Source organism: Streptomyces sp. NBC_00523 (assembly GCF_036346615.1).
Classification (GTDB): domain Bacteria; phylum Actinomycetota; class Actinomycetes; order Streptomycetales; family Streptomycetaceae; genus Streptomyces.
In genome coordinates this window covers 4,783,903-4,807,433 of the sequence record NZ_CP107836.1, presented here as the reverse complement: position 1 = coordinate 4,807,433, position 23,531 = coordinate 4,783,903, and the positions used below count along the sequence as shown (strand labels likewise).

Annotated in this window: 17 protein-coding genes and 1 pseudogene; 6 read left to right on the top strand and 12 right to left on the bottom strand. The window is 74.0% G+C overall.

Going from position 1 to position 23,531, the window contains the following annotated elements:
• Positions 1 to 36 precede the first annotated feature (36 nt).
• From OHS17_RS22005 to OHS17_RS21985, 5 genes are all read right to left on the bottom strand, one after another.
• Entirely contained in the window at positions 37 to 738 is a 702-nt protein-coding gene (locus tag OHS17_RS22005; protein WP_330313555.1) for a hypothetical protein, read from the bottom strand.
• Positions 739 to 856: 118 nt separating this feature from the next.
• On the bottom strand, positions 857 to 3,187 hold the full coding sequence (locus OHS17_RS22000; RefSeq protein WP_330313554.1) for an ABC transporter family substrate-binding protein: 2,331 nt from the start codon (positions 3,185 to 3,187) through the stop codon (positions 857 to 859).
• A 221-nt stretch (positions 3,188 to 3,408) separates the two neighbouring features.
• The gene (locus OHS17_RS21995; protein WP_330313553.1) at positions 3,409 to 3,960 is read right to left on the bottom strand and encodes an isochorismatase family protein; all 552 of its coding nucleotides are present in this window, start codon (positions 3,958 to 3,960) and stop codon (positions 3,409 to 3,411) included.
• Positions 3,961 to 3,992: 32 nt separating this feature from the next.
• The gene (locus OHS17_RS21990; RefSeq protein ID WP_330315325.1) at positions 3,993 to 5,399 is read right to left on the bottom strand and encodes an MFS transporter; all 1,407 of its coding nucleotides are present in this window, start codon (positions 5,397 to 5,399) and stop codon (positions 3,993 to 3,995) included.
• Between the two features lie 11 nt (positions 5,400 to 5,410).
• The gene (locus tag OHS17_RS21985; protein ID WP_330313552.1) at positions 5,411 to 5,863 is read right to left on the bottom strand and encodes a MarR family winged helix-turn-helix transcriptional regulator; all 453 of its coding nucleotides are present in this window, start codon (positions 5,861 to 5,863) and stop codon (positions 5,411 to 5,413) included.
• Between the two features lie 141 nt (positions 5,864 to 6,004).
• Between OHS17_RS21985 and OHS17_RS21980 the strand changes: the two genes are divergently transcribed.
• On the top strand, positions 6,005 to 8,104 hold the full coding sequence (locus OHS17_RS21980) for a TPM domain-containing protein (RefSeq protein ID WP_330315324.1): 2,100 nt from the start codon (positions 6,005 to 6,007) through the stop codon (positions 8,102 to 8,104).
• Positions 8,105 to 8,238: 134 nt separating this feature from the next.
• Positions 8,239 to 8,952 carry a PspA/IM30 family protein gene (locus OHS17_RS21975; protein WP_330313551.1) on the top strand — a complete coding sequence of 238 codons (714 nt, stop codon included), beginning with the start codon at positions 8,239 to 8,241 and terminating at the stop codon, positions 8,950 to 8,952.
• Positions 8,953 to 8,971: 19 nt separating this feature from the next.
• Here the strand turns inward: OHS17_RS21975 and OHS17_RS21970 are convergent, their stop codons facing one another.
• From OHS17_RS21970 to OHS17_RS21955, 4 genes and pseudogenes are all read right to left on the bottom strand, one after another.
• Positions 8,972 to 11,536: a SpoIIE family protein phosphatase gene (locus OHS17_RS21970; RefSeq protein ID WP_330315323.1), complete on the bottom strand. Its 2,565-nt coding sequence runs from the start codon at positions 11,534 to 11,536 to the stop codon at positions 8,972 to 8,974.
• A gap of 194 nt (positions 11,537 to 11,730) precedes the next feature.
• On the bottom strand, positions 11,731 to 12,159 hold the full coding sequence (locus OHS17_RS21965) for an ATP-binding protein (RefSeq protein ID WP_330315322.1): 429 nt from the start codon (positions 12,157 to 12,159) through the stop codon (positions 11,731 to 11,733).
• A gap of 213 nt (positions 12,160 to 12,372) precedes the next feature.
• On the bottom strand, positions 12,373 to 12,774 hold the full coding sequence (locus OHS17_RS21960; protein WP_330315321.1) for an NUDIX hydrolase: 402 nt from the start codon (positions 12,772 to 12,774) through the stop codon (positions 12,373 to 12,375).
• Positions 12,775 to 12,780: 6 nt separating this feature from the next.
• A pseudogene (locus tag OHS17_RS21955) lies at positions 12,781 to 13,302 on the bottom strand (PadR family transcriptional regulator); the annotation flags it as partial.
• 111 nt (positions 13,303 to 13,413) lie between these two features.
• Between OHS17_RS21955 and OHS17_RS21950 the strand changes: the two are divergent.
• Positions 13,414 to 14,721 carry an MATE family efflux transporter gene (locus OHS17_RS21950; RefSeq protein WP_330313550.1) on the top strand — a complete coding sequence of 436 codons (1,308 nt, stop codon included), beginning with the start codon at positions 13,414 to 13,416 and terminating at the stop codon, positions 14,719 to 14,721.
• Between the two features lie 18 nt (positions 14,722 to 14,739).
• Here the strand turns inward: OHS17_RS21950 and OHS17_RS21945 are convergent, their stop codons facing one another.
• A complete protein-coding gene (locus OHS17_RS21945) occupies positions 14,740 to 14,940 on the bottom strand; it encodes an SPOR domain-containing protein (RefSeq protein ID WP_026171228.1) in 201 nt (66 codons plus the stop codon).
• Positions 14,941 to 15,159: 219 nt separating this feature from the next.
• A complete protein-coding gene (locus OHS17_RS21940; protein WP_161207392.1) occupies positions 15,160 to 15,912 on the bottom strand; it encodes a GntR family transcriptional regulator in 753 nt (250 codons plus the stop codon).
• Positions 15,913 to 16,114: 202 nt separating this feature from the next.
• Between OHS17_RS21940 and OHS17_RS21935 the strand changes: the two genes are divergently transcribed.
• On the top strand, positions 16,115 to 17,500 hold the full coding sequence (locus OHS17_RS21935) for a glycoside hydrolase family 18 protein (protein ID WP_330313549.1): 1,386 nt from the start codon (positions 16,115 to 16,117) through the stop codon (positions 17,498 to 17,500).
• A gap of 232 nt (positions 17,501 to 17,732) precedes the next feature.
• Here the strand turns inward: OHS17_RS21935 and OHS17_RS21930 are convergent, their stop codons facing one another.
• Positions 17,733 to 18,059 carry a hypothetical protein gene (locus OHS17_RS21930; RefSeq protein ID WP_330313548.1) on the bottom strand — a complete coding sequence of 109 codons (327 nt, stop codon included), beginning with the start codon at positions 18,057 to 18,059 and terminating at the stop codon, positions 17,733 to 17,735.
• Positions 18,060 to 18,314: 255 nt separating this feature from the next.
• On the opposite strand from OHS17_RS21930, the gene OHS17_RS21925 reads away from it, so the two are divergent.
• Together OHS17_RS21925 and OHS17_RS21920 are read left to right on the top strand one after the other, a co-directional pair.
• A complete protein-coding gene (locus tag OHS17_RS21925; protein WP_330313547.1) occupies positions 18,315 to 20,495 on the top strand; it encodes a M4 family metallopeptidase in 2,181 nt (726 codons plus the stop codon).
• 185 nt (positions 20,496 to 20,680) lie between these two features.
• Positions 20,681 to 23,524, top strand: coding sequence for an AAA family ATPase (locus tag OHS17_RS21920; protein WP_330313546.1), 2,844 nt, complete (start codon positions 20,681 to 20,683; stop codon positions 23,522 to 23,524).
• The last annotated feature ends 7 nt before the right edge of the window (positions 23,525 to 23,531 follow it).

The following is a 23,531-nucleotide window of genomic DNA, read 5'->3' as shown; positions in this document are numbered from 1 at the left end:
CGGGCCCGGCGGGTGGAGGGCTTCCCGGCCGGGTTTCTAGGCGGGGCAGGACAGTCTGAACGCCTCGTGCGCGGCGGCCGACGCCTTCTTGTCCAGCGGTTCCTCGCAGCTGACGAGTCCGCCGCCCGAGTTGGGCCAGGTGACCACGTGCCCCGTGGTCGTCCTCCGGCCCTCACCGCTTCCGCAGGTGTACCGGAAGTCCGTCTCGACCAGGCGGACGAAGCTGTAGTAGACGAGGTGGACGGTGCGGTCCGAGCCGCCGGCCTCGCCGCCGCCCGGATCGATCTCCGCGTACTCCCCCGGTTCACCCAGCCCCGAGCCCATCTCCGGGTCGTCGCCCTTCTCCGTGAATCCGAGGTGCGTGCTCAGCGCGAAGAGCACCTGCTTCGGGTCCGGGCTCGGGCCCTGGGACACCACGGACGCCTGGTCCGTGCGCAGTCGCCGGACGGGCTCGGTCAGCTTGGTCATTTTGCTGGACCCGTGCGCGACGCGCTGCGGGTCGGCGAGCCCGTTCAGTACGGAACGGTCCTGCATGTTGAACCAGGTGTACGTGCCGCCCCGGCACTCCTGCGGCTCCCGGGCGACGGTCTTGTCCGCCTTGTCCGCCGCCGCCTTCGCCGGTCCGGACGGCTTCGCGTCGGTGGTCCCGCCGTCCGCCGACGAGCAGCCGCTGACGCACGTGAGGGCCGCCGCGACGATCGCGGCGGCCGCTCCGAGGTGCACTCGTGTCCGCTTCATGGTCCCGCCCCCGTGGTCCGTTCTTCCGGTGGAATTCACCGGTGGTCATGGACCACAGTCGCCGTAACGGACCTCACGGACAAGTGACTTGAGCAGTTTCAGAGGTGTGGATATCCGGCTACTTCTTCCGGTCGGCCGGGGCGCCCGCCGCCTGCGGGGCCTTGTAGCCGATGTCCTGGTAGTGCGGGACGCCGAGGCCGAAGGCGCCGACGTTCACGAGCTGCTTGCCGGTGGCGACGAGCTGGGGGCGCTGGAAGAGGGGAATCGATCCTGCGGCGGCCCAGATCCGGGCGTCCGCCTTGCGCATGAGGTCCCGGGCGGCCTTCTCGTCCAGCTCCGACGCCGCCTGGTCGAAGAGCTGGTCGATGTGGTCCGTGCCGACGCGGGTGTAGTTCTGCTCCACCAGCAGCGAGCCGTCCGACGCGGGCAGCGGCTTGGCGTAGATCGGGCGGTCGTCGGTGGCCGGGTAGGCGGTGGCGGGCCAGGAGTACAGGGCCATGTCGTAGTCGCCGGAGGCCACGTGGTCGCGGAAGTAGCTGTCGTCGGAGACCTTGGTGATCTCGGTGCGGATGCCGATCGTGTCGAGCATCGCGGCGATCTTCTCGCCGACGCTGCGCAGACCGGCCGAGCCGGGCCCGGACGGCAGGACGAAGCGCAGGCTCAGCGGCTTGCCGTTCTTGCCGAGCGGACCGCGCGCGGTGTCGGCCGCCTCGGCGGGCGCGGCGGTCCCCGCGGGCGCGTAGGCCCCGGCGGCGCCGCCGGGCTGCCGGTCCTGGGCCCGGATCGCGTCCCGGGCGTCCTCCGAGGTGCCCGTGGAGCCGAGGTACCCGGCCTGGCGCAGCAGCGCGACGCTCTGCGCGGCGGCGTCGGGGGCCGGGGCGAGGACGTGGGTGCCGGGGGCGCCGGGCTTGTCGTCGCCGACGATGTAGAGGCCGTCGTCGGCGACGGGCTCGCCCGCGGCGCGGTTCCCCTTGCCGTCGTCCGCGTCCTTCCCGGCGCTCCCCTTCTTCTCGGCGTCCTTCTCCGCGTCCTTCTTCTTCTCGCCCTCGCTGCCGGCCTTGGTGCCGTCGCTCCGGCTCAGCGCGCCCTCGCGCGTCCAGCCCGCGTCGGCGAGCAGCGCCTGCGCCTGCTCGGTGTCCTGCTTGCCGAGCGCGTCGCTGCCGTCCCGGTACGCGGGCTGCCCGGCGACGGCGAGGTGGCTGCCGAGCGGCTGCGCAGGCAGTCCGAGCGGCTTCAGCACGGTGTCGGCGAGCTCCTGGCGGTCCAGGGCGCGGGCGACGGCCCGGCGCACCCGGTCGTCGGCGAGCGGCCCGGTCTCGCCGTTCAGCGCGAGCTGGGTGTAGGCGGGCTCCAGGGACTTGCGGACCACGAAGGCGCGCAGCCCGCTCTGCTCGGTGGCGTACGCGTCGGCGGCCTTGGCCTTGTCGTCCCGCGCCTCCTGCTCCTCCTCGGCCGCCTCCTCGTCGGTGCCGTGCGCCACGGCCCAGGAGCGCAGGGCGTCCGCCGGTCCCTGCGCGGCGCCGGGGCCGCTTGCGGGCGGTGCGCCGGCCGCGCCCTCGCGGGCGGCCTCGGCGATGCGGTGGGCGGTGGTGGAGTCGATGTCGGCGATGTCGACGGCGCCCTCGGCCAGCGCGTCGGTGCGGTCCTCGGGCTTGACGGCCTTGAAGACCAGCGAGTCCAGCTTGGCGCGGCCGCCCCACCAGCGCGGGTCGCGGGTCAGCGTGACGGAGCCGGTCTTCTTGTCCACCTCGCGCAGCCGGAACGGCCCGGCCGTCGCCGTGAGGCTGGTGCGGGCGCCGTCGTTGAAGGCGTCCGGGGATCCCGTCACCTGCTTCGGGTAGAGCGGTGAGAACAGCGAGCGCCAGTCCGCGTACGGCTTGGCGAAGGTGACCTTGACCTCCAGGTCGTCGTGGCCGCGCTCGATCTTCTCGATGCGTTCGTACCCGGCGTTGCGGGCGGTCCAGAACGCGGAGTCCTTGCCGCTGAGCGCGCGCCACTGGGCGACGAAGTCCGGGGCGCCGATCCCGCGGCCGTCGCTCCAGACGGCCTGCTGGTTGAGGCGGTAGACGACGACCTGGCGGGGCTCGGTCTCGGTCACCTTCGCGGATTCGAGGTAGTCCGGGTTGAGCTGCGGCCGGCCCTGGGCGTCGAGCGGGAAGAGCGTCGGCAGCAGGGCGCCGGTGATCCGGCCGGTGGCGCTGTCGGCGTCCGCCTGGAAGGCGTTGAAGGTGGCGGGGAGCGCGTCGATCGCCCAGGTGACCTTGCCCCCGTCGGCGACCTGGGCGCGGGCGGCGCGGGCCACGTCCTGCGGTACGGCGGCGACGGCCGCGGTGTCCTTCTCGCCCGAGCTGCATCCGGCCAGCGCGGGGAGGGTGAGGACGCCTGCGGTGAGGAGGGCGGGGATGCGCCTCTTTCGGGCCGTCCCGCGCGGGACTCCGACGTGGGACATGGCTGATACCTCCGGGGACGGCCCGGCCCGCACCGGGAAAGGGCCTGATTGAGCGTTTTTGGTGGCATTTGCAGTTGATCACACTGGTTCCGCCCCTCCACTGAAAACGCCCTCGCGCGGGAACGCCGTGCCGACACGGCGGGTAGGCCCCGAAGCCCACCCGTACGGCGGAGCGCCGCGGCCCGGGTGGGGGCCGCGGCGCTCCGTTCCGTACAGGTCCGTCAGCCGAGGAGCTTGACGATCTCGTCGGTCGTGCCGGTCTCGCCGAGGCGCGGGAAGATCCGCTGCAGGCTGTTGTCGTGGGCCTCGCCGCTCATGTCGGTCATCGCGTCCGTGGCGAGCGTGACGTGGTAGCCGTGCTCGTGCGCGGAGCGGGCGGTGGACTCGACGCCGATGCTGGTCGCGATGCCGGCCACCACGACCTGGGTGACGCCCCGGCGGCGCAGCTGGAGGTCGAGGTCGGTGCCGTAGAAGGCGCCCCACTGCTGCTTGGTGACGATGATGTCGCCCTCGCGCGGGCCCATCTCGGGCACGATCTCGGCCCAGTCGGCGGCCGGCTTCCCGGACCGGGCCGGGCCCTCGTTGCGGCCGGGGGCGCCGCCGGTGACGCGGACGAGGACCACGGGCAGGCCCTTGGCCCGGAAGGCGTCGGCGAGAGTCGCGGCGTTCGCGATGACACCGGCGGAGGGGTGGGCGGTGGGCAGTCCGGTGATGCCCTTCTGGAGGTCGACGACGATCAGGGCGGTCTGGGGGTCGAGGACGGTGGCGGTCATGGTGGTGCTCCTTGGGGTGGTACTGATGGAGGTCAGGTACGCCCGCGCAGGGCGCGGTCGGTGACGGTGAGGACGATGAGCAGGACGCCCAGGACGGCTGCGACGGCGGCCATCAGATGCAGCCCCCGGTCGCCGGCCGACTGTCCGTAGGCCAGGGCGATGAGGCTGGAGGCGGTGATCGCCCCGATGTACTGGGCGGTGCGCTGGAGGCCGGCGGCCGAGCCGACGGAGGCGGGCGGCGCGTAGGCCTGCACGGCCGCCTGGTTGCTGGTGCCGATGAGCCCCTGCGGGATGCCGAAGCAGGCCCCGGCGAGCAGCAGGACGGCGACCGGTGTGTCGCCGGACAGCAGGAAGAGCGTTCCGGCTCCGGCGGTGAGCAGGACGCAGGCCAGGACGAGCGGGCCCCGGATGCCTTTCGTACGGGCGCCGAGCAGCGAGCACACCAGCGCGGCGACGGACATCGGCAGCATGAGGAGTCCGGTGTGCCCGGAGGAGTAGCCCCGGGCCTCCTCCAGCCACTGCGTGTATCCGTACATCACGCAGTAGATCAGCAGGTAGCTGACGCCGTGCCGGAGGTACGTACGCGAGAGAGCCCCGTTGCCCGCGAGCATCCGCAGGTCGATGAAGGGGGCGGGTGCCCGCAGCTGCCACCACACGAGGGCGGCGGTCAGCGCGGCGAACGGCGCGAGCAGCCACCACACCGGGTGCGCGAGGTCGAGCAGGAAGAAGGCCAGGACGGTGAGCGCGGTCGCGAAGAGGCCGATGCCGAGCGGATCGAGCCCCAGCCGGGGCGCCGGGCCGCCGGCCGTGCGGGCGCGGGGCGGGTCGGCGGGGATCCAGAGCAGGGCCGCGCCGAGGGCGATCAGCGCCACCGGCACGTTGACGGCGAAGATCCCGCGCCAGCCGGCCGTCATGACGAGCAGCCCGCCGAGCGTGGGCCCGACCGCCGCACTGCCGAGCGCGGCGAACGAGAGCCGGGCCAGCACCGGGCGCGGGGTCGGCCGCCCGATCCGGGCCGACTCGTCGCGCAGCACCGCCATGGCGGCCGGGTAGGCCGCCGACGTACCGATGCCGAGCAGCAGCCGCGACACGATCAGCTCGCCGAAGCCCTGCGCGAAGGTGCCGATCAGACCGGAGGCGACGACCACGACGAGACCGGCGAGGAAGACCCGGCGCGGCCCGAAAACGTCGGCGAGGCGGCCCAGAACGGGCTGGGCGACGGCGCTGGCGAGGTAGAGGACGGAGATCAGCCAGGCGGTGTCGGCGGCGCCGACGGAGAAGTGGTGTCCGATCGCCACCAGCGCGGTGGAGATCATGGTGGTGTTCAGCGGGTTGAGCAGCGAGCCGAGCAGCAGCGGGGCGGTGAGCCGGGCGCTGAAACCGGGGCCGGGCTCCGTCCGGTCCGGGCGGGCCGCCGCGCGTACCGCCCCGGGGAGCACATCGCGAGCCGTCACGAACCGACCAGGCGTTCGATGAGGGCCACGGCCTCGGCGACGGTCCGCCGCTCGTGCCCGTCCAGCTCGGCGGCGACGGCCTCGGCCAGCCAGTTCCGCTTGGCGGCCCGGACCTGGGCGAGCGTCGCGCGCCCCGCGTCCGTGACCGTCATGACGGACTTCCGCCCGTCGGCCGGGTCCGGCTCCCGCGCGACCAGCCCCTGCGTCTCCAGCGCGCCCAGAGTCAGCCGCATGGACTGCGGGCGGACGAATTCGGCGCGGGCCAGGTCCGCGGTGGTCGCGGCGCCCCCGTCGTCCAGCCGGGCCAGCACCGAGCGCTGGGTCGGCGTCAGCAGCGACTCCGACGAGGAGGAACGCAGCCGCCGCAGCAGCCGGCCGACCACGGAGGCCAGCTGGTTCGCCACCTCTTCGGCTGTGGGGTCGGGGGCCGCCCCGGATACGTGCGTCATACATTCACCGTACGAGATCGACAGGCCACCTTGCAAGGCAGCCTGTCATTCTCTGGGCGCTCACCGCACACCACCCCTCGCGAACGCCTCGTGTCGCGGCCACCCGGAGCGGGACATAGCCTCACAAACGTGACGCCGCCTGTGAGCCGAACCCGGATCCTCATACCGGGCCGGGCCCTGCTCGCCGTGCTTCTCACGGTGTGCTGGCTGACCCTCGCCCCCGCGCCGGACGCCCGCGCCGACGACCCGGTCACGCTGTCCCGCGACGGGCAGATCACCGACAAGGTGGGCGCCCTCGGTGAACGCCGCCCCCAGGTGGTCACGGCCCTCGACCGGCTCTACGCCGAACACCGCCTCCAGCTCTTCGTGGTGTACGTACGCGACTTCTCCGGGCGCTCCGCGCAGGACTGGGCCGACGCGACCGCCGACCGCAACGGCCTCGGCCGCGACGACGTCCTGCTGGCCGTCGCCACCCATGCCCGGCAGTACGCCTACTCCGTCGACCAGGACGCCCCCCTCACCGACACCCAGCTCCGGGACGTGGCGAACACCGCGATCGAGCCGGCGCTGAAGGAGAACGACTGGCCGGGCGCCGCGATCGGCGCCGCCGACGGCTACACCGCCGTCCTGTCCGGCGAGCCCGTGCCTGCCCCGGCGATCACCCCCGGCCCCTCCGACCCGGGCTCCGGCTCGGGCGGCACCAGCACCGGCGACCTGCTCCTTCCGATCGTCCTGCTCTGCGCGGTCGCGGCCGTCGCCGCGTACGCGTTCCTGCGGCGCAGGCGGCGCGCCACCACCCGTACGACGCCCGGCACGACCGGCTGGGGCGGGGGCGTCCCGGCACCGACCCCGCTGCCGGAGCTCGACGCGAAGGCCAAGGAGACGCTCGTGGCCACCGACGACGCGGTCCGCACGAGCGAGGAGGAACTGGGTTTCGCGACCGCCCAGTTCGGGGAGGCGGCCGCCGCGCCGTTCGCCGAGGCGGTGACGTACGCCAAGGGCGAGCTGACCACCGCGTTCCGGCTGCGGCAGCAGCTGGACGACGCCTTTCCGGAGGACGACGAGACGCGACGGCGGATGCTGGACGAGATCATCAGCCGCTGCGCGGACGCCGACGGCCGCCTCGACGCCGTCTCCGAGGACTTCGACCGGCTGCGCGAGCTGGAGCGCGGGGCGCCGCAGGCCGTGGCCGCCGCCGGGACCGCGCTGGACGAGCTGACCGGGCGCGTCCCGGCCGCCGATTCCGCGCTCGCCTCGATGCGCGAACGGTACGCGGACCAGGCGTCGGCCCCCGTCGCCGGTGACGCCGACCAGGCCAGGGACCGGCTCGCCTTCGCGGCCTCCTCCCTCGACAGCGCCCGGCAGGCGGTGGACGGCGGCGACCACGCGGCGGCGGCCGTCTACGTCCGGGCCGCCGAGGGCGCGCTCGACCAGGCGGGCACCCTGATCGACGGCGTGGAGCGGCGGGGCCGCGAGCTGGACGAGGCGGCGGACCGGCTGACCGCCGCGCTCACCGAGCTGGACACCGACCTCGCGGACGCGGGCGGGCTGCTCGACGGCACGGCACAGGGGGCGTCCACCGCCGACCTGAGCGGCAGGATCGCCCGCGCCCGCGCGGTGGCCGGCGACGTACGCGAGGAGCGGGGCGGCCGGTACGACCCGATCGACGCGCTGCGCCGGGTGGAGGAGGCGGACCGGGCGCTGGACGAGGCGCTGGCCGGGGCGCGGGAACGCGAACAGGGCAACACCCGGGCGCGCTCGCTGCTCGACGGGGCGCTGCTCACCGCGCGCTCCTCGGTAGCGGCGGCGGCGGACTTCGTCACGACGCACCGGGGCGCGGTCGGCAGCACCGCCCGGACCCGGCTCGCGGAGGCGCAGCGCCGCCTGGAGCAGGCCGCCGCGCTGGCGGGCAACGGCGACCCGCAGGCCGCCCTGGCCGAGGCGAACCGCGCGGACGCGCTGGCCGGCGAGGCGCGCGCGCTGGCCGAGCAGGACGTACGCGGCTCCGGCTACGGCGGGCGCGGGGGCCCCGGCGGTATGGCGGGCGGAGGCGGCGGGGGCATGGGCGGCGCGGTGCTCGGCGGGATCATCCTCGGCGGCCTGATGGGCGGGGGCGGGGGCCGGGGCGGCTTCGGGGGCGGATTCGGCGGAGGCGGGGGCGGGGGCTTCGGCGGCGGCGGGCCCGGCAGCTTCGGCGGCGGAGGGACACGGGGCCGCCGGGGCGGCGGCGGACGCTTCTGACGCGGGGAGCTTCCCGTAACTCCGTACGCGCAGTCACCGGCAGCGTCCCGTACCCCGTACACGTACTCACCCGCAGCCTTCCGTACCCCGCAGGCGTAACCCCACGAACGGCACCACCCGACAGGAGAGGCCCCATGAGCAAGCAGACCATTCTCGGCCGTGTCACCCAGCTGGCGAAGGCCAACATCAACGCCCTGCTCGACCAGGCCGAGGATCCGCAGAAGATGCTGGACCAGCTGATCCGCGACTACACCAACAACATCGCCGAGGCCGAGCAGGCGGTGGCCGCCACCATCGGCAATCTGCGCCTCATGGAGCAGGACCACGTGGAGGACGTGGAGGCGGCGCGGGAGTGGGGCGGCAAGGCGCTCGCCGCGAGCCGCAAGGCCGACGAGCTGCGGGCGGGCGGCTCGGGCCCCGAGGCGGACAAGTTCGACAACCTGGCCAAGGTCGCGCTGGGCCGGCAGCTGCAGTCGGAGAACGAGGCCAGGACGGCCGAGCCGACCATCGCGGCGCAGACCGAGGTGGTCGACAAGCTCAAGGCGGGCCTGGACCAGATGAAGGCGAAGCTCTCGGAGCTGACGGCCAAGCGGGACGAGCTGGTGGCGCGCGCCAAGTCGGCGCAGGCGCAGAACCAGATGATGGACGCGGTGAAGAACATCAACGTCCTGGACCCGACCAGCGAGCTGGGCCGGTTCGAGGACAAGGTGCGGCGCGAGGAGGCGCGGGCCCTGGGCAAGCAGGAGCTGGCGGCCTCCTCGCTGGACACGCAGTTCGAGGACCTGGACGCCCTGGGCGACAGCGCGGAGGTGGAGGCCCGGCTCGCCGCGCTGAAGACCACGAAGTGAGCCGCGCCCCGGCCGCTGCTCAGAACATGCTGAGCAGCTCCTCCACCGAGCGCTCGGCGGGCGGCCGGCCGTCGGGCAGCGGCAGTTCGAACCAGACGGTCTTGCCGCGCGGTGTCCGCCGCGCCCCCCAGGCCGCGCTGAGCAGCCCCACCAGTTGGAGGCCCCGGCCGCCCTCGTCCGTGTCCCGGGCGCGCCGGCGCCTCGGCTGGACGAGACCGGCGTCCCACACCTCGCAGACGAGGGTGCGGTCGCGCAGCAGGCGGAGCCGGATCTCGCCCTCGCCGTAGCGCAGGGCGTTGGTGACCAGCTCGCTGACCAGCAGTTCCGTGGTGTCGACCAGCTCGTCGAGGCCCCAGCTGGTGAGCTGGCCCCGGGCCAGTTCGCGGGCGCGGCCGACCGAGCGGGGCTCGCGGGGCAGCCGCCAGTCGCCGACGGCCTCGGTGGGCAGGCCCTGGATACGGGCCATCAGGAGTGCGATGTCGTCCTCGCCGTGCCGGGTGTGCAGCGAGCCGAGGACCCGGTCGCAGACGTCCTCCAGCGGCTGGGCCGGTTCGACCAGGGCCTTGCGGAGGGCGGCCAGGCCCTCGTCCAGCGGGTGGTCGCGCGATTCGACCAGGCCGTCGGTGTAGAGGGCGAGGAGCGCGCCCTCCTTCAGCTCGACCTCGACCTCCTCGAACGGTTCACCGCCGACGCCCAGCGGCATCCCGGGCGGTACGTCGAGGAGCTGCGCGGCCTCGCCCGGCTCGACCACGACGGGCGGCAGATGGCCCGCGTTGGCGAAGGTGCAGCGCCGGGTGACCGGGTCGTAGACCGCGTAGACGCAGGTCGCCAGATACACCTCGGCGAGGTCCGCCTCGCGGGACTTGTGCGCGGCGCGGGCGGGCCACTGGGCTCCCCCGCCGCCGGAGGCGGAGGCGGCGCCGGGGGCGCCGAGGCCCCGGGCGACCTCGTCCAGGGCGGACAGCACCTCGGCGGGTTCCAGGTCGAGGAGGGCCAGGGTGCGCACGGCGGTGCGCAGTTCGCCCATGGCCACGGCGGCGCGCAGGCCGCGCCCCATCACGTCGCCGACGACGAGCGCGGTGCGGTGTCCGGGCAGCTCGATCACGTCGAACCAGTCGCCGCCGACCTCGTTGGCGGTGTTGCCGGGGAGGTAGCGACACGCGATGTCGAGCCCGGCGGCCTCCGGGTCGCCGGGGGGCAGCAGGCTGCGCTGGAGGATCAGGGCGCGTTCGTGTTCGCGGCGGTAGAGGCGGGCATTGTCGATGCAGACGGCGGCGCGGGCGGCCAGCTCGGTCGCGAGGGCCCGGTCCCGGGCGTCGAACGGCTCGCTGCCCTTCGTACGGGAGAAGCGGACGAGGCCCACCACGGTGTCGTGGGCGACCATCGGCACGGCCAGCGTGGACTGCACGAAGCCCCGGTCGTCGCCCGGCACGTCCTCGATGCGGCCGGTGCGCAGGGCGACGGCGGACGGCGAGCCGAAGGGGTAGCGGTGGACGGCACCGAGGGCGGGGGGCGCGGCGCCGCCGCCCGGCGGGCCGGAGTCGGAGGCGCCGGGGGCCGGGTGGGGCAGGGCGTCGGACACGGCGCTGGCGAAGGCGACGCGGCGCAGTTCGGCGGAGCCGCCGACCGCCTCCGCGCCGAGCGGGCTCCAGCCGCCGGGCGCCGCCTCGTCGCCGGTGAGCAGGCCCTGGTAGAGGTCGACGGAGGCCAGGTCGCAGAAGACCGGGACGGCGACGTCGAGGAGTTCGCGGGCGGTGGTCTCCAGGTCCAGTGAGTTGCCGATGCGGGCGCTGGCCTCGTTGAGCAGGGCGAGGTTGCGGCGGGCGCTGGCGGCCTCGCGGGCGGCGGTGTGACGCCGGGTCACGTCGGTGGCGAGTCCGGCGATGCCGATGGGGCGGCCCGATCCGCTGTGCACCCGGTAGAGGTTCATCGACCAGTGGCGGCGCTCGGTGTCGCCGGGGGCGGTGCCGACGAGCTGGAGGTCGGTGACGGAGTTGCCCGTCTCCAGGACCCGTTCGAGGGTGGCGGTCAGGCGGTCGGCCTCGGCGCCGGTGAGGTAGTCGCCGACGGTGCGGCCCCGGTGGTCGTCGGCGCGGCCGCCGAAGACGGTGGCGAAGCGCTCGTTGGCCCGGACGACGGTGAGGTCGGTGCCGAACAGGACGAAGCCGAAGGGAGATTGGCCGAAAATCGCCTGCGAGGCGGCGAGGTCCGTCTCGATGCGGCGCAGGGCGCGGACGTCCACCACGATGCAGACCGCCGCCCGTTCGCCGATGGCCGTCTCACTGGGCATCACATAGATCTCGGCGAGCCCGTGCGCCCCGTCCTCGCCGGGCATCCGGAAGGGGACGAGACCCGTCCACTCCTTGCCGTCGAGCACCTCGCCGACGCGGCGGTGGCCCTCGCGGCGGACCTCGCCGGGCAGGAACGCCTCGACCGGGTCCTTGCCCACGGCCTCGTGGGCGGCCACGCCGAAGAGACCGGCGGCCCGGCGGCTCCACTGCTCGATCAGCCCGTCGGGCCCGATCGAGAAGGAGGCGACTCTGATGTAGTCGTAGATCGAGCCGGGCGGGCTGCTCTGCCACACGACGTCGCCTGCTGTCCCAGGTATTTCGCTCACGCGACCGTCCCCTCCAGCTCACACACCGGACCGGTCATGCCCGCAGTATTCAGCACTACGGCCCCGTCCGGCACGGCGTTCACGATCACAGCACGGTCTCAGTCCCTTTCAGCCAGGTTCGGCCCCGACCTCCGGTGATCGCTGTGCGTCCCACCTCACTCCTAACCAGGCAGAGCCAGCTCGAACCACACCGTCTTGCCGCTCTTTCCCCGCCGGGTCCCCCAGCGCCGGGCCGCACAGGCCACGAGCTGCAGTCCCCGGCCGCTCTCGTCGTCGGGTCCCGCCGTACGTTCGGTGGGTGGGTCGGGGAGGGGATCGGAGACTTCCACGAGGAGACCGGCGTGGGCGGTGGAGTGGCCCCCGTCCGGATGGGGGCGCAGCAGCCGCACCCCGATGGGGCCGGCCGTGTAGCGCATGGAGTTGGTGACCAGCTCGCTGACCAGCAGGATCGCCTCGTCACCGACGGCGGCGTCGAGCCCCCAGCCGCGCAGGGTGTCCTGGACGGCGTGCCGGGCGGTGCGCACGGCACCGGGGACAGCCGGAAAGCTCCACTCGGCTCGATCGCCTTCGGTATCGGTCACGCCGATCACTCCCAGAGCCGGCAACGGTGACGCCCTGTCCGCGCGGGGCAAACAGCACATACCCGATCATCGTTGGCACATACCGCCGGGCCCGACACGCAGGGCGTACGGGTGTACGGCGGCGCGCACGTACGAGTGCCCGGGAAGCGGGGGCGCACACGCCTCCGCGCCACGCGCCGCACCATGATCCGCGCGCCGGACCCGGGGCTCCCCGCGCCGGTCTCAGGCCAGGTCGCCCGACGCCCTGAGGTCGTCGAACAGCAGCTGGTCGACGGGCGGCACCCGGTCGCGGTCGGCGTACGAGAACCACGCCACGTCCTCGATCTCGCTGCTGGCCCTCAGCTCACCGCTGAACCCGGCGGTGTAGCAGGCCATCCGGACCACCGCACCGTCCGGCAGGCCGGGTCCGCCTGCCTCGTACGTCCCCACGTGCGCGACGGACTCCGCGTCGATACGGACCGTCAGCTCCTCCTCGATCTCGCGCACGAGGGTGTCGAGGTCACTCTCGGCACCCTCCCGCTTGCCGCCCGGGATGTAGAAGACGTCCTTGCCGCGCGGGCGGGCGCACAGAATGCGGCCCCCCTCGATCCGCACCCACGCCACCGTGTCGATCAGCACCGGCATGTCCCCGCCCTCCAGTTCGCCGATCGCCTCGGCCAGCCACTTCTTCTCCTCGGCGCCCGTGGCGCGGGCGATGCGCAGCATGCCCCGCCGGAAGACCGTCGGCGCCTCCTCGGCCCGGACCGGCTCGCCGTCCCGGTAGAAGAAGCTCGCCGGGACGTCCAGGAACGCCTGCCGCCTGCGCAGGACCGCCGCCTGTCCGGCGCGGTCCGGGAGGTGGTGCAGGAACGCGAGCAGCGTGAAGAAGCGCTGCCCGTCGGTGATTTCGGCCTCCTTGGGGTGGCCGAGCCGGGCGTTCAGCTCGTCGCGTCCGGCCTCGGTGAGGGACAGGACCCGGCGGGGCGCGGCTCCCGTGCCGGGCTCGGTGCGCTGGTCGACCAGGCCCGCCTTCACCAGCCGGGAAATGGCCGGATAGAGCGCCCCGTCGCTGACCGGGCGGATATGGCCGCTGAGGGCCTGGATACGGGCCTTCAGCTCGTATCCGTGCAGGGGCTCCTCGAAGAGGAATCCCAGAATCGACAGTTCCAGCACGCGTCGAGCTCCTTACCGCGTCCGTCGTCATCCGCTTGCCCGTCCGGCGCCCTCATGGTAGCTCTTTCCGCTGTACCTCGATTCGAGGTACAGCGGAAAGAGGGGGCGGTCATGGAAGCGGCGGAGCACCGGCGCACGCTGGTGGTACTCGCGTATCCGGTCTACTTCGAGCTCCTCGCGGGGGTCACGGCCGGGATCATCAACATGGTCTGGGTGGCCCGGCTGGGCGGGGCGGCGGTCGCCGCGGTGGCCGCCGCCACCAACGTCGAGAACCTGCTGCTCGGCGTCATCCTGGTGGCCGGCTCGGGTACGACGGTGCTCGTCGCGCGGGCCAGGGGCGCGGACGATCCGGCGGCGCTGCGCTCGGCGGTGCGCGGTGGCTGGGCGCTGTGGGCCCTGGTCACGCCGGTGGTCGCGGTGGGCGGCTACCTCTGCCGCGAGCCGCTGGCCCGGCTCGTCCTCGGGGCCGGTGACGGGGGCGCGGCGGTCCTGGCCACCGGCTACTTCGCGATCGCGCTGCCGGGCATCGCGGTGTTCTTCGCGACGAACGTGGTCGACGGCATCCTGAAGGGCGCGGGCGACACCCGCACCCCGATGCGGCTGGCCGTCCTCGCGAACGGACTGATCCTCGGTCTGGACCCGCTGCTCATCCTGGGGTTCGGACTGGGGGTGCGCGGCGCGGCGATCGCCACGGTGCTGGGCCGGACCGCCGCGCTCGCCTGCGGCCTGGTGGCGCTGCGGCGAAACGGCGTACTGCGGCGGGCCACCGCGACCGGTGCGGGGCGTGCGAGCGGGAGCCTCGCCGCCGACGCGCGCGGCACCGCCGCCACGGGGCTGCCCATGTCGGCCGACTTCGTCGCGCGGATGACGGGCGCCCTCGCGCTCGTCGCGGTCGTCGCCCGGATCGGCGTGGACGAGGTCGCCGCGTACGGGATCGCGACCAAGGCGATGTACGTCGCGACGATGGCCTTCTACGCGGTGCGCCAGGCCGCCGCCATCCGCACCGCCCACCTGCTCGGCGCCGGGCGCGACGCACGGCGGGCCATCGGGCGGCAGGCGCTGCTGGTGGCCTCGGCACTCGGTCTCACGGCCGCGGCCGTGCTCCTCGCGGGCGCGCCCTGGATCATGCGGGCGTTCGGCAGCGAGGGGGCGGTGGCCGGGGCCGGAGCGCTCTATCTGCGCTGCGCGGGCCCGTATCTGCTGTTGCTGGCCTGCTTCATCGCGCTCGGCGGCGTCTTCGAGGGCAGCGGCGCGAGTCCTGCGCTCGCCCGCGTCACCGCCTGCGGGGTCGCCGTCCAACTCGCGCTGGCGTACGGCATGTCGGGGTGGGGGCTGCCGGGCATCTGCCTGGCCATGGGCCTCTCGATGGCGGCGCAGTGCGCCGCCCTCGCTCCCCTGTACCGGCGCACGGCGCACTAGCCCCGTGCGCCGCACTCGCTACGACTGGGCGGCCTGCCCGATGCGCTCCACCCAGTACAGCTGCTTGTGCCCCCGGTCCTGCAACTTGTCGGCCGCTCGCTGGGCCTCGCCCTGCGTGGCGTACCTGCCCACGCGGTATCGGTTGCCGTTGTCGTCCTGCCGTATCACCAGCCAGGAAAGCACGGCACCGCTGTCACTCATCGTGTTTCTCCCGAGCATCGCGCCCCTCCCCTGAACGATGTGCACGCTTCTAAGGAACTCCAGGAAACCCCGGTACGCATATGCCTGAGCCTACGCCTGACCTTCACTCAACGGATACGTCTTTACACAAAGAGGTACCGATCCGGCCAGGAACGGACCAACGCCCTGGGGGCGCACTCTCGCGAGTGCGCCCCCAGGGCGTCGCAGCGGGACATCAGGCGGCGGGCCGCCCGGGCATCACCTCACGGGGAGCCTGTACCCCACCCGGTAGCGGTCGGCCGGCACCACCACGTCGGCGGTCTCGACGGGCCGCCCCGAGGCGTAGAAGGTCCGCTCGACCACCATCACCACATGACCGGGGACCCCGCCCAGCGCCAGGAGCTCCTCCGCAAGCCCCGGGCGCGCGCCCACCTGCTCGGCCACGTTGTCCACGACCACGTCGATGGCGGCCATCCGCTCGACCACCCCGCAGCCGCCCAGCGGGCCCTCCTCCGGCAGCATCACCGGCGTACGGCCCGTGATCGCCAGGGGCTCCCAGGAGGTGGAGAGCATCACGGGCTCACCCGCCTCCCGGAACACGTAGTGCGTGCGCATGACGCGGTCGCCCGGTTCGATCCCGAGCCGGGCGGCGATCTCGGGGCTCGCGCCCTCCTGCTCGCTGCGCGACTCCCAGGTCCCGCACGCCCCGTCCGCCGCCTGCTCCTGGCGGAACGGGCCCGCGCCCGCCTCGGGCCGGAAGCCGGAGCGCTCGACCATGCGGGGCACCGGCCGCTCGCGCACATACGTCCCCGAGCCGGAGCGGCCCTCGACCAGGCCCTCCGCCATCAGGACCTTGCGCGCCTCCAGCGCGACTGTGTCCGAGACCCCGTACTCCTCGCGGATGCGCGCCTGCGACGGCAGGCGCGTATGCGGCGGCAGCAAACCGTTGACGATCTTCTCTCTCAGATCGCTCGCCACGCGCAGATAGGCGGGCTGCTCACCGAAAGCCACAGGCCACTCCCCAAGAGGTTGACGGACTGCGACAGCGTCGCAACCGTGGGTTCCGGATCGCAAGCGCAGGCCACAGTTTCACTCGAAGTGATGACATTGGGCGGGCCTGCGCATAGTCCGCCGCGCGTGGACCAGAACCCCTTTAAACCGCCTTTGCCAAACCCTTGACCCCGTTTGGTCCAGACCAATAACTTCTGGCCTCATGCGTCGAAGAACCCTGTCTTCACTCGCCATCGCCGCCTGCGCTGTCACGCTCGCGGCCTCCTTCTCCCCCGCCGCCAACGCCTCGTCCGGGCACGGCGGTCACGGCGGCGGGCACGGCCACCACGGCTCCGCGCCCGACTACAAGCGCGTCGGCTACTTCACCCAATGGGGCGTCTACGGACGCGACTTCCAGGTCAAGGACCTGGAGACGAGCGGCACCGCGGCCAAACTCACCCACGTCAACTACTCGTTCGGCAACGTCAGCGCGGACGGGAAGTGCTTCACGGGCAATGTGCCCGGCGAGGCCGACGCCTGGGCGGACTACGTCCGTCCGCTCGACGCGGCCGGTTCCGTGGACGGGACCGCCGACACCGACGACCAGAAGCTCGCGGGCAACTTCAACCAGCTGCGGGAGCTCAAGGCCAAGCACCCCGGCCTCAAGGTGATGATCTCGCTCGGCGGCTGGAGCTGGTCCACGCACTTCTCCGACGCGGCCCGCACCGCCGCCTCGCGCAAGGCGCTCGTCTCCTCCTGCATCGACCTGTACATCAAGGGCAACCTGCCGGTGGACGGGACGCGCGGCGGCGAGGGCGCGGCGGCCGGGCTCTTCGACGGCATCGACATCGACTGGGAATGGCCGGGATCCGCCGGTGACACCGACACGGTGTACCGCCCGGAGGACAAGCGGAACTTCACCGCCCTGGTCCACGAGTTCCGCACCCAGCTCGACGCGTACGCGAAGAGGACCGCCCAGGCGCAGAAGGGCCGGCACCACGGCGCGAAGCCGAAGCACTACGACCTCTCGGCGTTCGTCCCGGCGTCCCCCGAGAAGATCGACGCCGGGTTCGACGTGCCGCGCATCATGCGGGACTTCGACTTCGTGAACCTTCAGGGCTATGACTTCCACGTCTCCGGCGAGGCGAGGACCGCCCAGCAGTCCGCGCTGTACGCGAAGAACGACTACAGCGTCGACCGGACCGTGCGCGACTGGCTGAAGCGGGGCGCCCCGGCCCGCAAGCTCGTGATGGGCATGCCCTTCTACGGCCAGGGCTGGACCGGTGTGACCGGCGGCGGCGACGGTCTGGGACAGCCGGCGGCGGGCCCCGCCCCGGCTACCTGGGCGGCCGGTTACGAGGACTACAAGGCCCTGAGGAAACTGGCCGAATCCGGTACGTACAAGGTGCACCGCAACACGCGCGACGGCAGCGCCTGGCTGTTCGACGGCACCACGCTGTGGACGTACGACGACCCCCAGGTGCTGCGCACCAAGACCGCGTACATCCGCGACCACCGGCTCGGCGGCGCGATGTTCTGGTCGCTGGACGGGGACACCGAGAACGGCGAGCTGATCACGGCCGTCGACCGCGGGCTCTCCCACCGCTAGGCCCTGTCGTCATATTTCCGTCGTCCGCCCGGAGGGCGGGCCGGGCGGCGTCAGGTGCGTGCTCTCGGCGTGCCGGCCCCAGACCCCTGTACTGGATGTACTGGGGTCTGGGGCCGGTGCGGCGAGAGTGCGTGCATGGCGTCGCCCGGCAGACGGAAATGTGACGACAGGGCCCAGGAACACCCCGAGGGGCGGCTGCGCACCGGCAGCCGCCCCTCGGTCGTGCGTACGGTCACCAGTCGACGGTCTCCGTCCAGACGGACTGGATGTTGCCCGCGCCCCACGGGTTGGTGGCGACGGACGCCTGGCCGACCGGGGCCCAGTCACCGAGGACGATCCGCTGCGGAAGGCGCGGGTCCAGGGCGTTGAGCACCGCGTGGACGCGGTGGTGGCCGGTGCCGCCCGTGCACAGGCTGGAGATCGTGCTGCCGGCACCGCCCCCGTAGGAGACCGTGCAGCCCGTCGGCGCCGCCTGGGCGGAGGGGGCCGCCGTCAGCATCGCGCCGACCGCGGTCATGGCAAGGGCCGCGGTACCTATGACACTGCGCTTCCCGAACATGTGACTCCTTGGGTCCAGTGGGTGGGTCCAGCGCTGAGGAGCTCGCCGACAAGAGCGTTGCCCAGATTTGGTCCAGTCCAATCGCGGCGGCCGCGGCTCCGGAAACCCCGCATAGGGAAACCCCTCGGCATTCGCCGGGTGCCTGGCAGCCCCGCCGGACGGCTCCCCACACTCGTGCGTCGGCACCGCCCTCACCACCCCACGGGACGGTGGCCGGATTCCGCCTGTACGAGGTGAAAGGACACCCCCGTTCCTATGTACATACGAAGAGCCACGAGGCTTCTGACGGCCACTCTGGCCTGTGCGTGTGCCTCCGCCCTCGCCCTTCCCGCCGCGTCGGCCGCCCCGGCGCCGCCCGCCCCCTCCCCCACCGCCGGCCCCCACGCCTTCGCCCCGGCCCCGTACACGACGAATCCGACGGCCGCCGTCCGGCGCGATGCCGAGGCCGACGCGAAGAAGGCCCTGGCGGCGCACGGGCGCGCCGCACACCGGAGCGGATCGGACGCCTTCACGGTCCGGAACCTGGTCGTGGACCGCGACGGCTCCGCGTCCGTGCGCTTCGACCGGACGTACAAGGGTTTACCGGCGTACGGCGGCGATGTCGTCGTCCACCTGAAGAGCGACGGCAGCTACGAGTCGCTGACCAGCGCCGCCCAGGCCGCGCCCGCGCTGTCCACCGACCCCGGGCTCACCGCGTCGCGCGCCGCGACGCTGTCGAGGAAGGCGTTCCGGGGCTCGGCCGAGACGGTCTCGAAGCCGCACCTCGCCGTGCAGCTGGACGGCACCGCGTCCGCCTTGGTCTGGGAGACCGTGGTCAGCGGGGTCCGCGCGGACCGGACGCCGAGCCGGCTGCACGTCCTGGTGGACGCGCACTCCGGCAAGGTCCTGCGCACCCGGGACGAGGTGAGCACCTTCGCACCCGAGGGCGCCGCCGCTCGGGCCCGTACCGCCGAGGCCACCGGCTCCGCCGCGCCCGCGCCGTCCGCCGCCGCCACCGCGGTCACCGGGCGTTCCATCTACAGCGGCCAGGTGTCGCTGGACGCCACCCAGTCCGGCAGCGGGTACAGCCTCCAGGACCCCTCGCACGGCAACGGCTACACGACCAACCTCAACCACGCCACCAGCGGCACCGGTTCGCTGTTCACCAGCTCCACCGGGACCTTCGGCAACGGCTCCCCCAGCGACCCGGCGTCGGCCGGCGCGGACGCGCACTACGGGGCGGCCATGACGTACGACTACTTCAGGACGGCCCACGGCCGCAGCGGCATCTTCGGCGACGGCCGGGGCGTGCCCTCGCGGACCCACTACGGCAACGCGTACGTGAACGCCTTCTGGGACGGCAGCCAGATGACGTACGGGGACGGCCAGGGCAACCAGCGCCCGCTGGTCGAACTCGACGTCGCCGGGCACGAGATGGCGCACGGCGTGAGCGGCGCGCTCACCGGCTGGGACGAGACCGGTGAGACCGGCGGCATGAACGAGGGCACCAGCGACATCTTCGGCACGCTGGTGGAGTTCTACGCCAACAACCCCGTGGACAAGCCCGACTACACCATGGGCGAGCTGATCAACATCAGCGGCAACAACCAGCCGCTGCGCTGGATGAACCAGCCCTCGCTGGACGGCTCCTCGCCCGACTGCTGGAACAGCAGCAACGGCGGCCTGGACCCGCACTACTCGATGGGCCCGCTCAACCACTGGTTCTTCCTCGCCGCCGTCGGCAGCGGCAACCACGGCTACGGGAACAGCCCGACCTGCAACAACTCCACGGTCACCGGCATCGGCAACGACAAGGCCGGGAAGATCTGGTTCAAGGCGCTGGCCACGTACGCCAACAGCCGCGAGAACTACCACCAGGCGCGCATCGACTCGCTGAAGGCGGCGGCCGACCTCTACGGCGCCCACTGCACCGAGTACAACACCATCGAGGCCGCCTGGGCGGCGGTCAGCGTCACCGGCGCCGACCCGGTCCCCGGCACCTGCGGCAGCCAGCCCGGCTCGCCCTCGGTGACCAACCCCGGCAACCAGACGACCGCCGTGGGCACCGCCGTCTCGCTCCAGATCCAGGCGAGCGACCCGGGCGGCTCGACGCTCACCTACAGCGCGAGCGGCCTGCCCGCCGGACTCTCGGTCAACTCCTCGACCGGCCGCATCACCGGCACCCCGACCACCGCGGGCACCTCGTCGGTGACCGTCACCGCGAAGAACACCGCGGGCGCCACCGGCACCGCCGCCTTCACCTGGACCGTCAACGGCGACGGCAACCCGCCCGGGGGCTGCGGCGACCTGCCGGCCTGGAGCGCCACCACCCCGTACGCCCCGGGCGACCGGGTCGCGTACAACGGCCGCACCTACACCTCGCAGTGGTACTCCACCGGTGCGGAGCCGGGTGCCCCGGGCTCCTGGGCGGTGTGGACGGACGGGGGCGCGTGCTGAGCCCCTGACCGCCTGACGGGGGATCACCGGTCACGGCGCGCGCCGCACGCGCCGTGACCGGTCGGCGTACGGGCGCCGAGGCCCCGTTGACCTCTCCCCCGCCCGGTCCTACATTCGGGCCTGGTCATGGGCGGGCCCCGTCGCACGGGCGGCGAGGGTACAAGGCTGCGCGCGAAGGGGCCCCGATGACCCGCACCGGACACGACCGTTCCGCCGCCCCCGGGGGCACCCGCGCCGCGCTGCGCGAGGCGGCCCGCGCCCAGCTGGCGTCTGGCGGCTCCGTCCTCCTCACCGGCCCGGCGGGCATCGGCAGGAGCACGGCGGCGGCGCGGATCGCGGACGGCCTCGCGGCGCGCGGCCACCGGGTCCTGCGCTGCTCCCCGTCCCCGGCCGACCGGGACAGCCCGTTCCTCGGGCTGATCGACCTGCTGGGCCCGGCCGGTGACGAGGCCCTGGCCCCGCTGAACGCCCATGAGCGGTCCGTGCTCGAAGGCGCCCTGCTGCGCGGGACGCCGCCCGCCGGTACCGACCCCACGGGCGGCCGGGACGCGCTGGTCCTGCGGGTCGCCGTACGCAAGGTGCTCGCGGCGCTCGCCTCGGACGCCCCGCTGCTGCTGGTCGTGGACGACGTGCAGTGGCTGGACGAGCCGACGGCCCGGGTCCTGCTGTTCCTGGCCCGGCGCCCGGGCCCGCACCACGCGGTGCTCGCCACCCTGCGCACCGCGCCGCACACCGGCCCGGACGCCCCGGCCGCGCGCGAGCTGTGCCCGCAGCCGGTACGGACGCTGCCGCTGCCGCCCCTGACGGCGCGTGAGATCGCGGACGTGCTCGACGCGCACGGTCTGCACGGCGGACCCGCCTGGCCCCGGCAGCTCGTCGCCCGCCTCCACGAGGTTGCGTCCGGCCATCCCCGTACCGCCCTCGAACTGGCCGCCGGACTGCACGAGTCGGCCGCCGCCGGAGCACCGCTCCCCGACGCCTGGGAGCCGCTGCCGGTGCCGGAATCGCTGAGCCGTCCCGTGCTGGACCGGGTGGAGGCCCTCCCCGGGCGGGCCCGGCAGCTGCTGCTCACCGCGAGCGCGGCGGTCCGCCCGACGGTGGAGCTGCTGCGCCGGGCGGGCTGCCGGCAGGCCGCGGCGGACGTCGACACCTGCGTACGGCACGGGCTGCTGGCCCCGCCGGACCGGGGCGCGCTGCGGTTCGCCGACCCGCTCACGCCGATGGTCCTGGAGGCCCGGGCCCCGTACGCGCTGCGGATGGACGCGCACCGCGCGCTGGCCGAGGCGGCCGACGACCCGGTGGAGCGGGCCCACCACCTCGCCCGGCTGACGGCGGGCCCCGACCCGGCGGTCGCGGACCGGCTGGTGGAGGCGGCGTCGGCGGCCAGGCGCCGGGGCGCACCGGGCACGGCGGCCCGTCTCGGGCGGCTCGCGGCGCGCCACACCCCGGCCGGTTCGGCGCACACCGGCACGGCCCGCCGGCTGACGGCCGCCGAGGACGCGCTGGACGCGGGCGACCTGGACTTCGCCCGGGAGCTGGCGTACGAGGTACTGGGCGACGCGGTCCGGCCCGCCGACCGGGTGCGCGCCTGGACGGTGGTGGTGGACGCCTCGGGCCAGGCGATGTCGGAGATCGCGGACGTGTTCCCGGAGGCGGTACGGGACGCGGGCGACGACCCCGGGCTGCTGGCGCCGCTGCACTACCGGATGAGCTGGCACGCGTGGATGGTGGGGGGTTCGGCCGGGCGGGCCCGCGATCACGCCGCGCGCGCCGCGGGACTCGCCGCGCGGGCGGGCGACCGGCGCACCGAGGTGCTGGCGCTGACCCAGCAGGCGTCCCTGGAGCTGTTCCTCGGGCGCCCGGAGGCGGAGTCGACGCTCGCCGCCGCGCTGGCCGCGCCGCACGACGCGTACGCGATGAGCCACCACAACGGGCCGATCTACCTCAAGCACCGTTTCCATCTGGCGCACGACCAGCTGGACGAGGCGCGGGCGGAGCTGCGGACGCTCGTGTACACGCTGCGGCAGCGGGGGTCGGCGGACTGCCTGAGCCAGTGCCTGATCGGTCTCGCCCAGCTGGAGATCCAGCGCGGGCGCTGCCGCCAGGCGCTGTCGATGGCCCGGCAGAGTCTGCGGATCACGGAGCGGGCGGGGCTGAGCCAGGGGCCCGCCTGGTACGCGGTGGCGCTGGCCGAGACCGCGGGCGGCAGCCTGAGCCAGGCCCTGGCGGCGGCGGAGGCGGCGAGGCGCCACAGCGAGGACGACGACGACCGGCTCTTCCTGCCGAGGGCGCTGCACGCGGAGGGCCGGATCCGGCTGTTCGGCGGCGAGCCCGGGCGGGCGGCCGTGCTGCTGCGCCGGACGGCGGAGCTGGAGAGCGCCCAGGGTCAGGGCGATCCGGCGACCCGCCGCTGGCACGCCGACCTCGCGGAGGCCCTGGCGCGCTCCGGGGCGGTGGACGAGGCGGAGTCGGTGATCGACCGGGCGCGCGCCCAGGCGGCCCGGCTCGGCCGCGCCGGTGTCCTGGCGGCCCTGGACCGGGCGGCCGCGGCGGTGTGCGAGGCGCGCGGCGGGCTGGGGGCGGCGGCGGTGGGTTACGAGGAGGCGGCGGCGCGGCTGCGGGGCGCCGGGTACGTCCTGGAGGAGGCGCGGACACGGGTGGCGCTGGGCCGGGTGCGCCGCCGCCTCGGTGACGAGGCCGCCGCCCATGCCGCGTTCACGCAGGCGCTGCGCGTGTTCACGGCGGCGGGGGCGCGGGCCTGGGTCGCGGGGGTCCGGGCGGAGCGGGACCGGGCCGGTGAGACGCCGCCGCTCCCGCTGGACGACCGGGCGTGGCCGGAGCGGCTGAGCTCGACGGAGCGCAGTGTGGTGACGCGGGTGGCCCAGGGGGCGACCAACCGGGAGATCGCGGCGGGCCTGACGCTCAGCGTGAAGACCGTGGAGGCGGCGCTCACCCGGTCCTACCGGAAGCTGGGGGCGCGGTCCCGGGTGGAGATCGCACGGATCGTGATGACCCGCCCAGCACCATGACATTCCG

Coding starts and splice junctions, on each gene's coding strand:
- OHS17_RS21975 (WP_330313551.1), top strand. CDS start 8,239: ATGAGCAAGCAGACCATTCTCGGCCGTGTCACCCAGCTGGCGAAGGCC.
- OHS17_RS21925 (WP_330313547.1), top strand. CDS start 18,315: ATGTACATACGAAGAGCCACGAGGCTTCTGACGGCCACTCTGGCCTGT.
- OHS17_RS21950 (WP_330313550.1), top strand. CDS start 13,414: ATGGAAGCGGCGGAGCACCGGCGCACGCTGGTGGTACTCGCGTATCCG.
- OHS17_RS21945 (WP_026171228.1), bottom strand. CDS start 14,940: ATGCTCGGGAGAAACACGATGAGTGACAGCGGTGCCGTGCTTTCCTGG.
- OHS17_RS21920 (WP_330313546.1), top strand. CDS start 20,681: ATGACCCGCACCGGACACGACCGTTCCGCCGCCCCCGGGGGCACCCGC.
- OHS17_RS21985 (WP_330313552.1), bottom strand. CDS start 5,863: ATGACGCACGTATCCGGGGCGGCCCCCGACCCCACAGCCGAAGAGGTG.
- OHS17_RS21935 (WP_330313549.1), top strand. CDS start 16,115: ATGCGTCGAAGAACCCTGTCTTCACTCGCCATCGCCGCCTGCGCTGTC.
- OHS17_RS21995 (WP_330313553.1), bottom strand. CDS start 3,960: ATGACCGCCACCGTCCTCGACCCCCAGACCGCCCTGATCGTCGTCGAC.
- OHS17_RS22005 (WP_330313555.1), bottom strand. CDS start 738: ATGAAGCGGACACGAGTGCACCTCGGAGCGGCCGCCGCGATCGTCGCG.
- OHS17_RS21930 (WP_330313548.1), bottom strand. CDS start 18,059: ATGTTCGGGAAGCGCAGTGTCATAGGTACCGCGGCCCTTGCCATGACC.
- OHS17_RS21960 (WP_330315321.1), bottom strand. CDS start 12,774: ATGCCGGTGCTGATCGACACGGTGGCGTGGGTGCGGATCGAGGGGGGC.
- OHS17_RS22000 (WP_330313554.1), bottom strand. CDS start 3,187: ATGTCCCACGTCGGAGTCCCGCGCGGGACGGCCCGAAAGAGGCGCATC.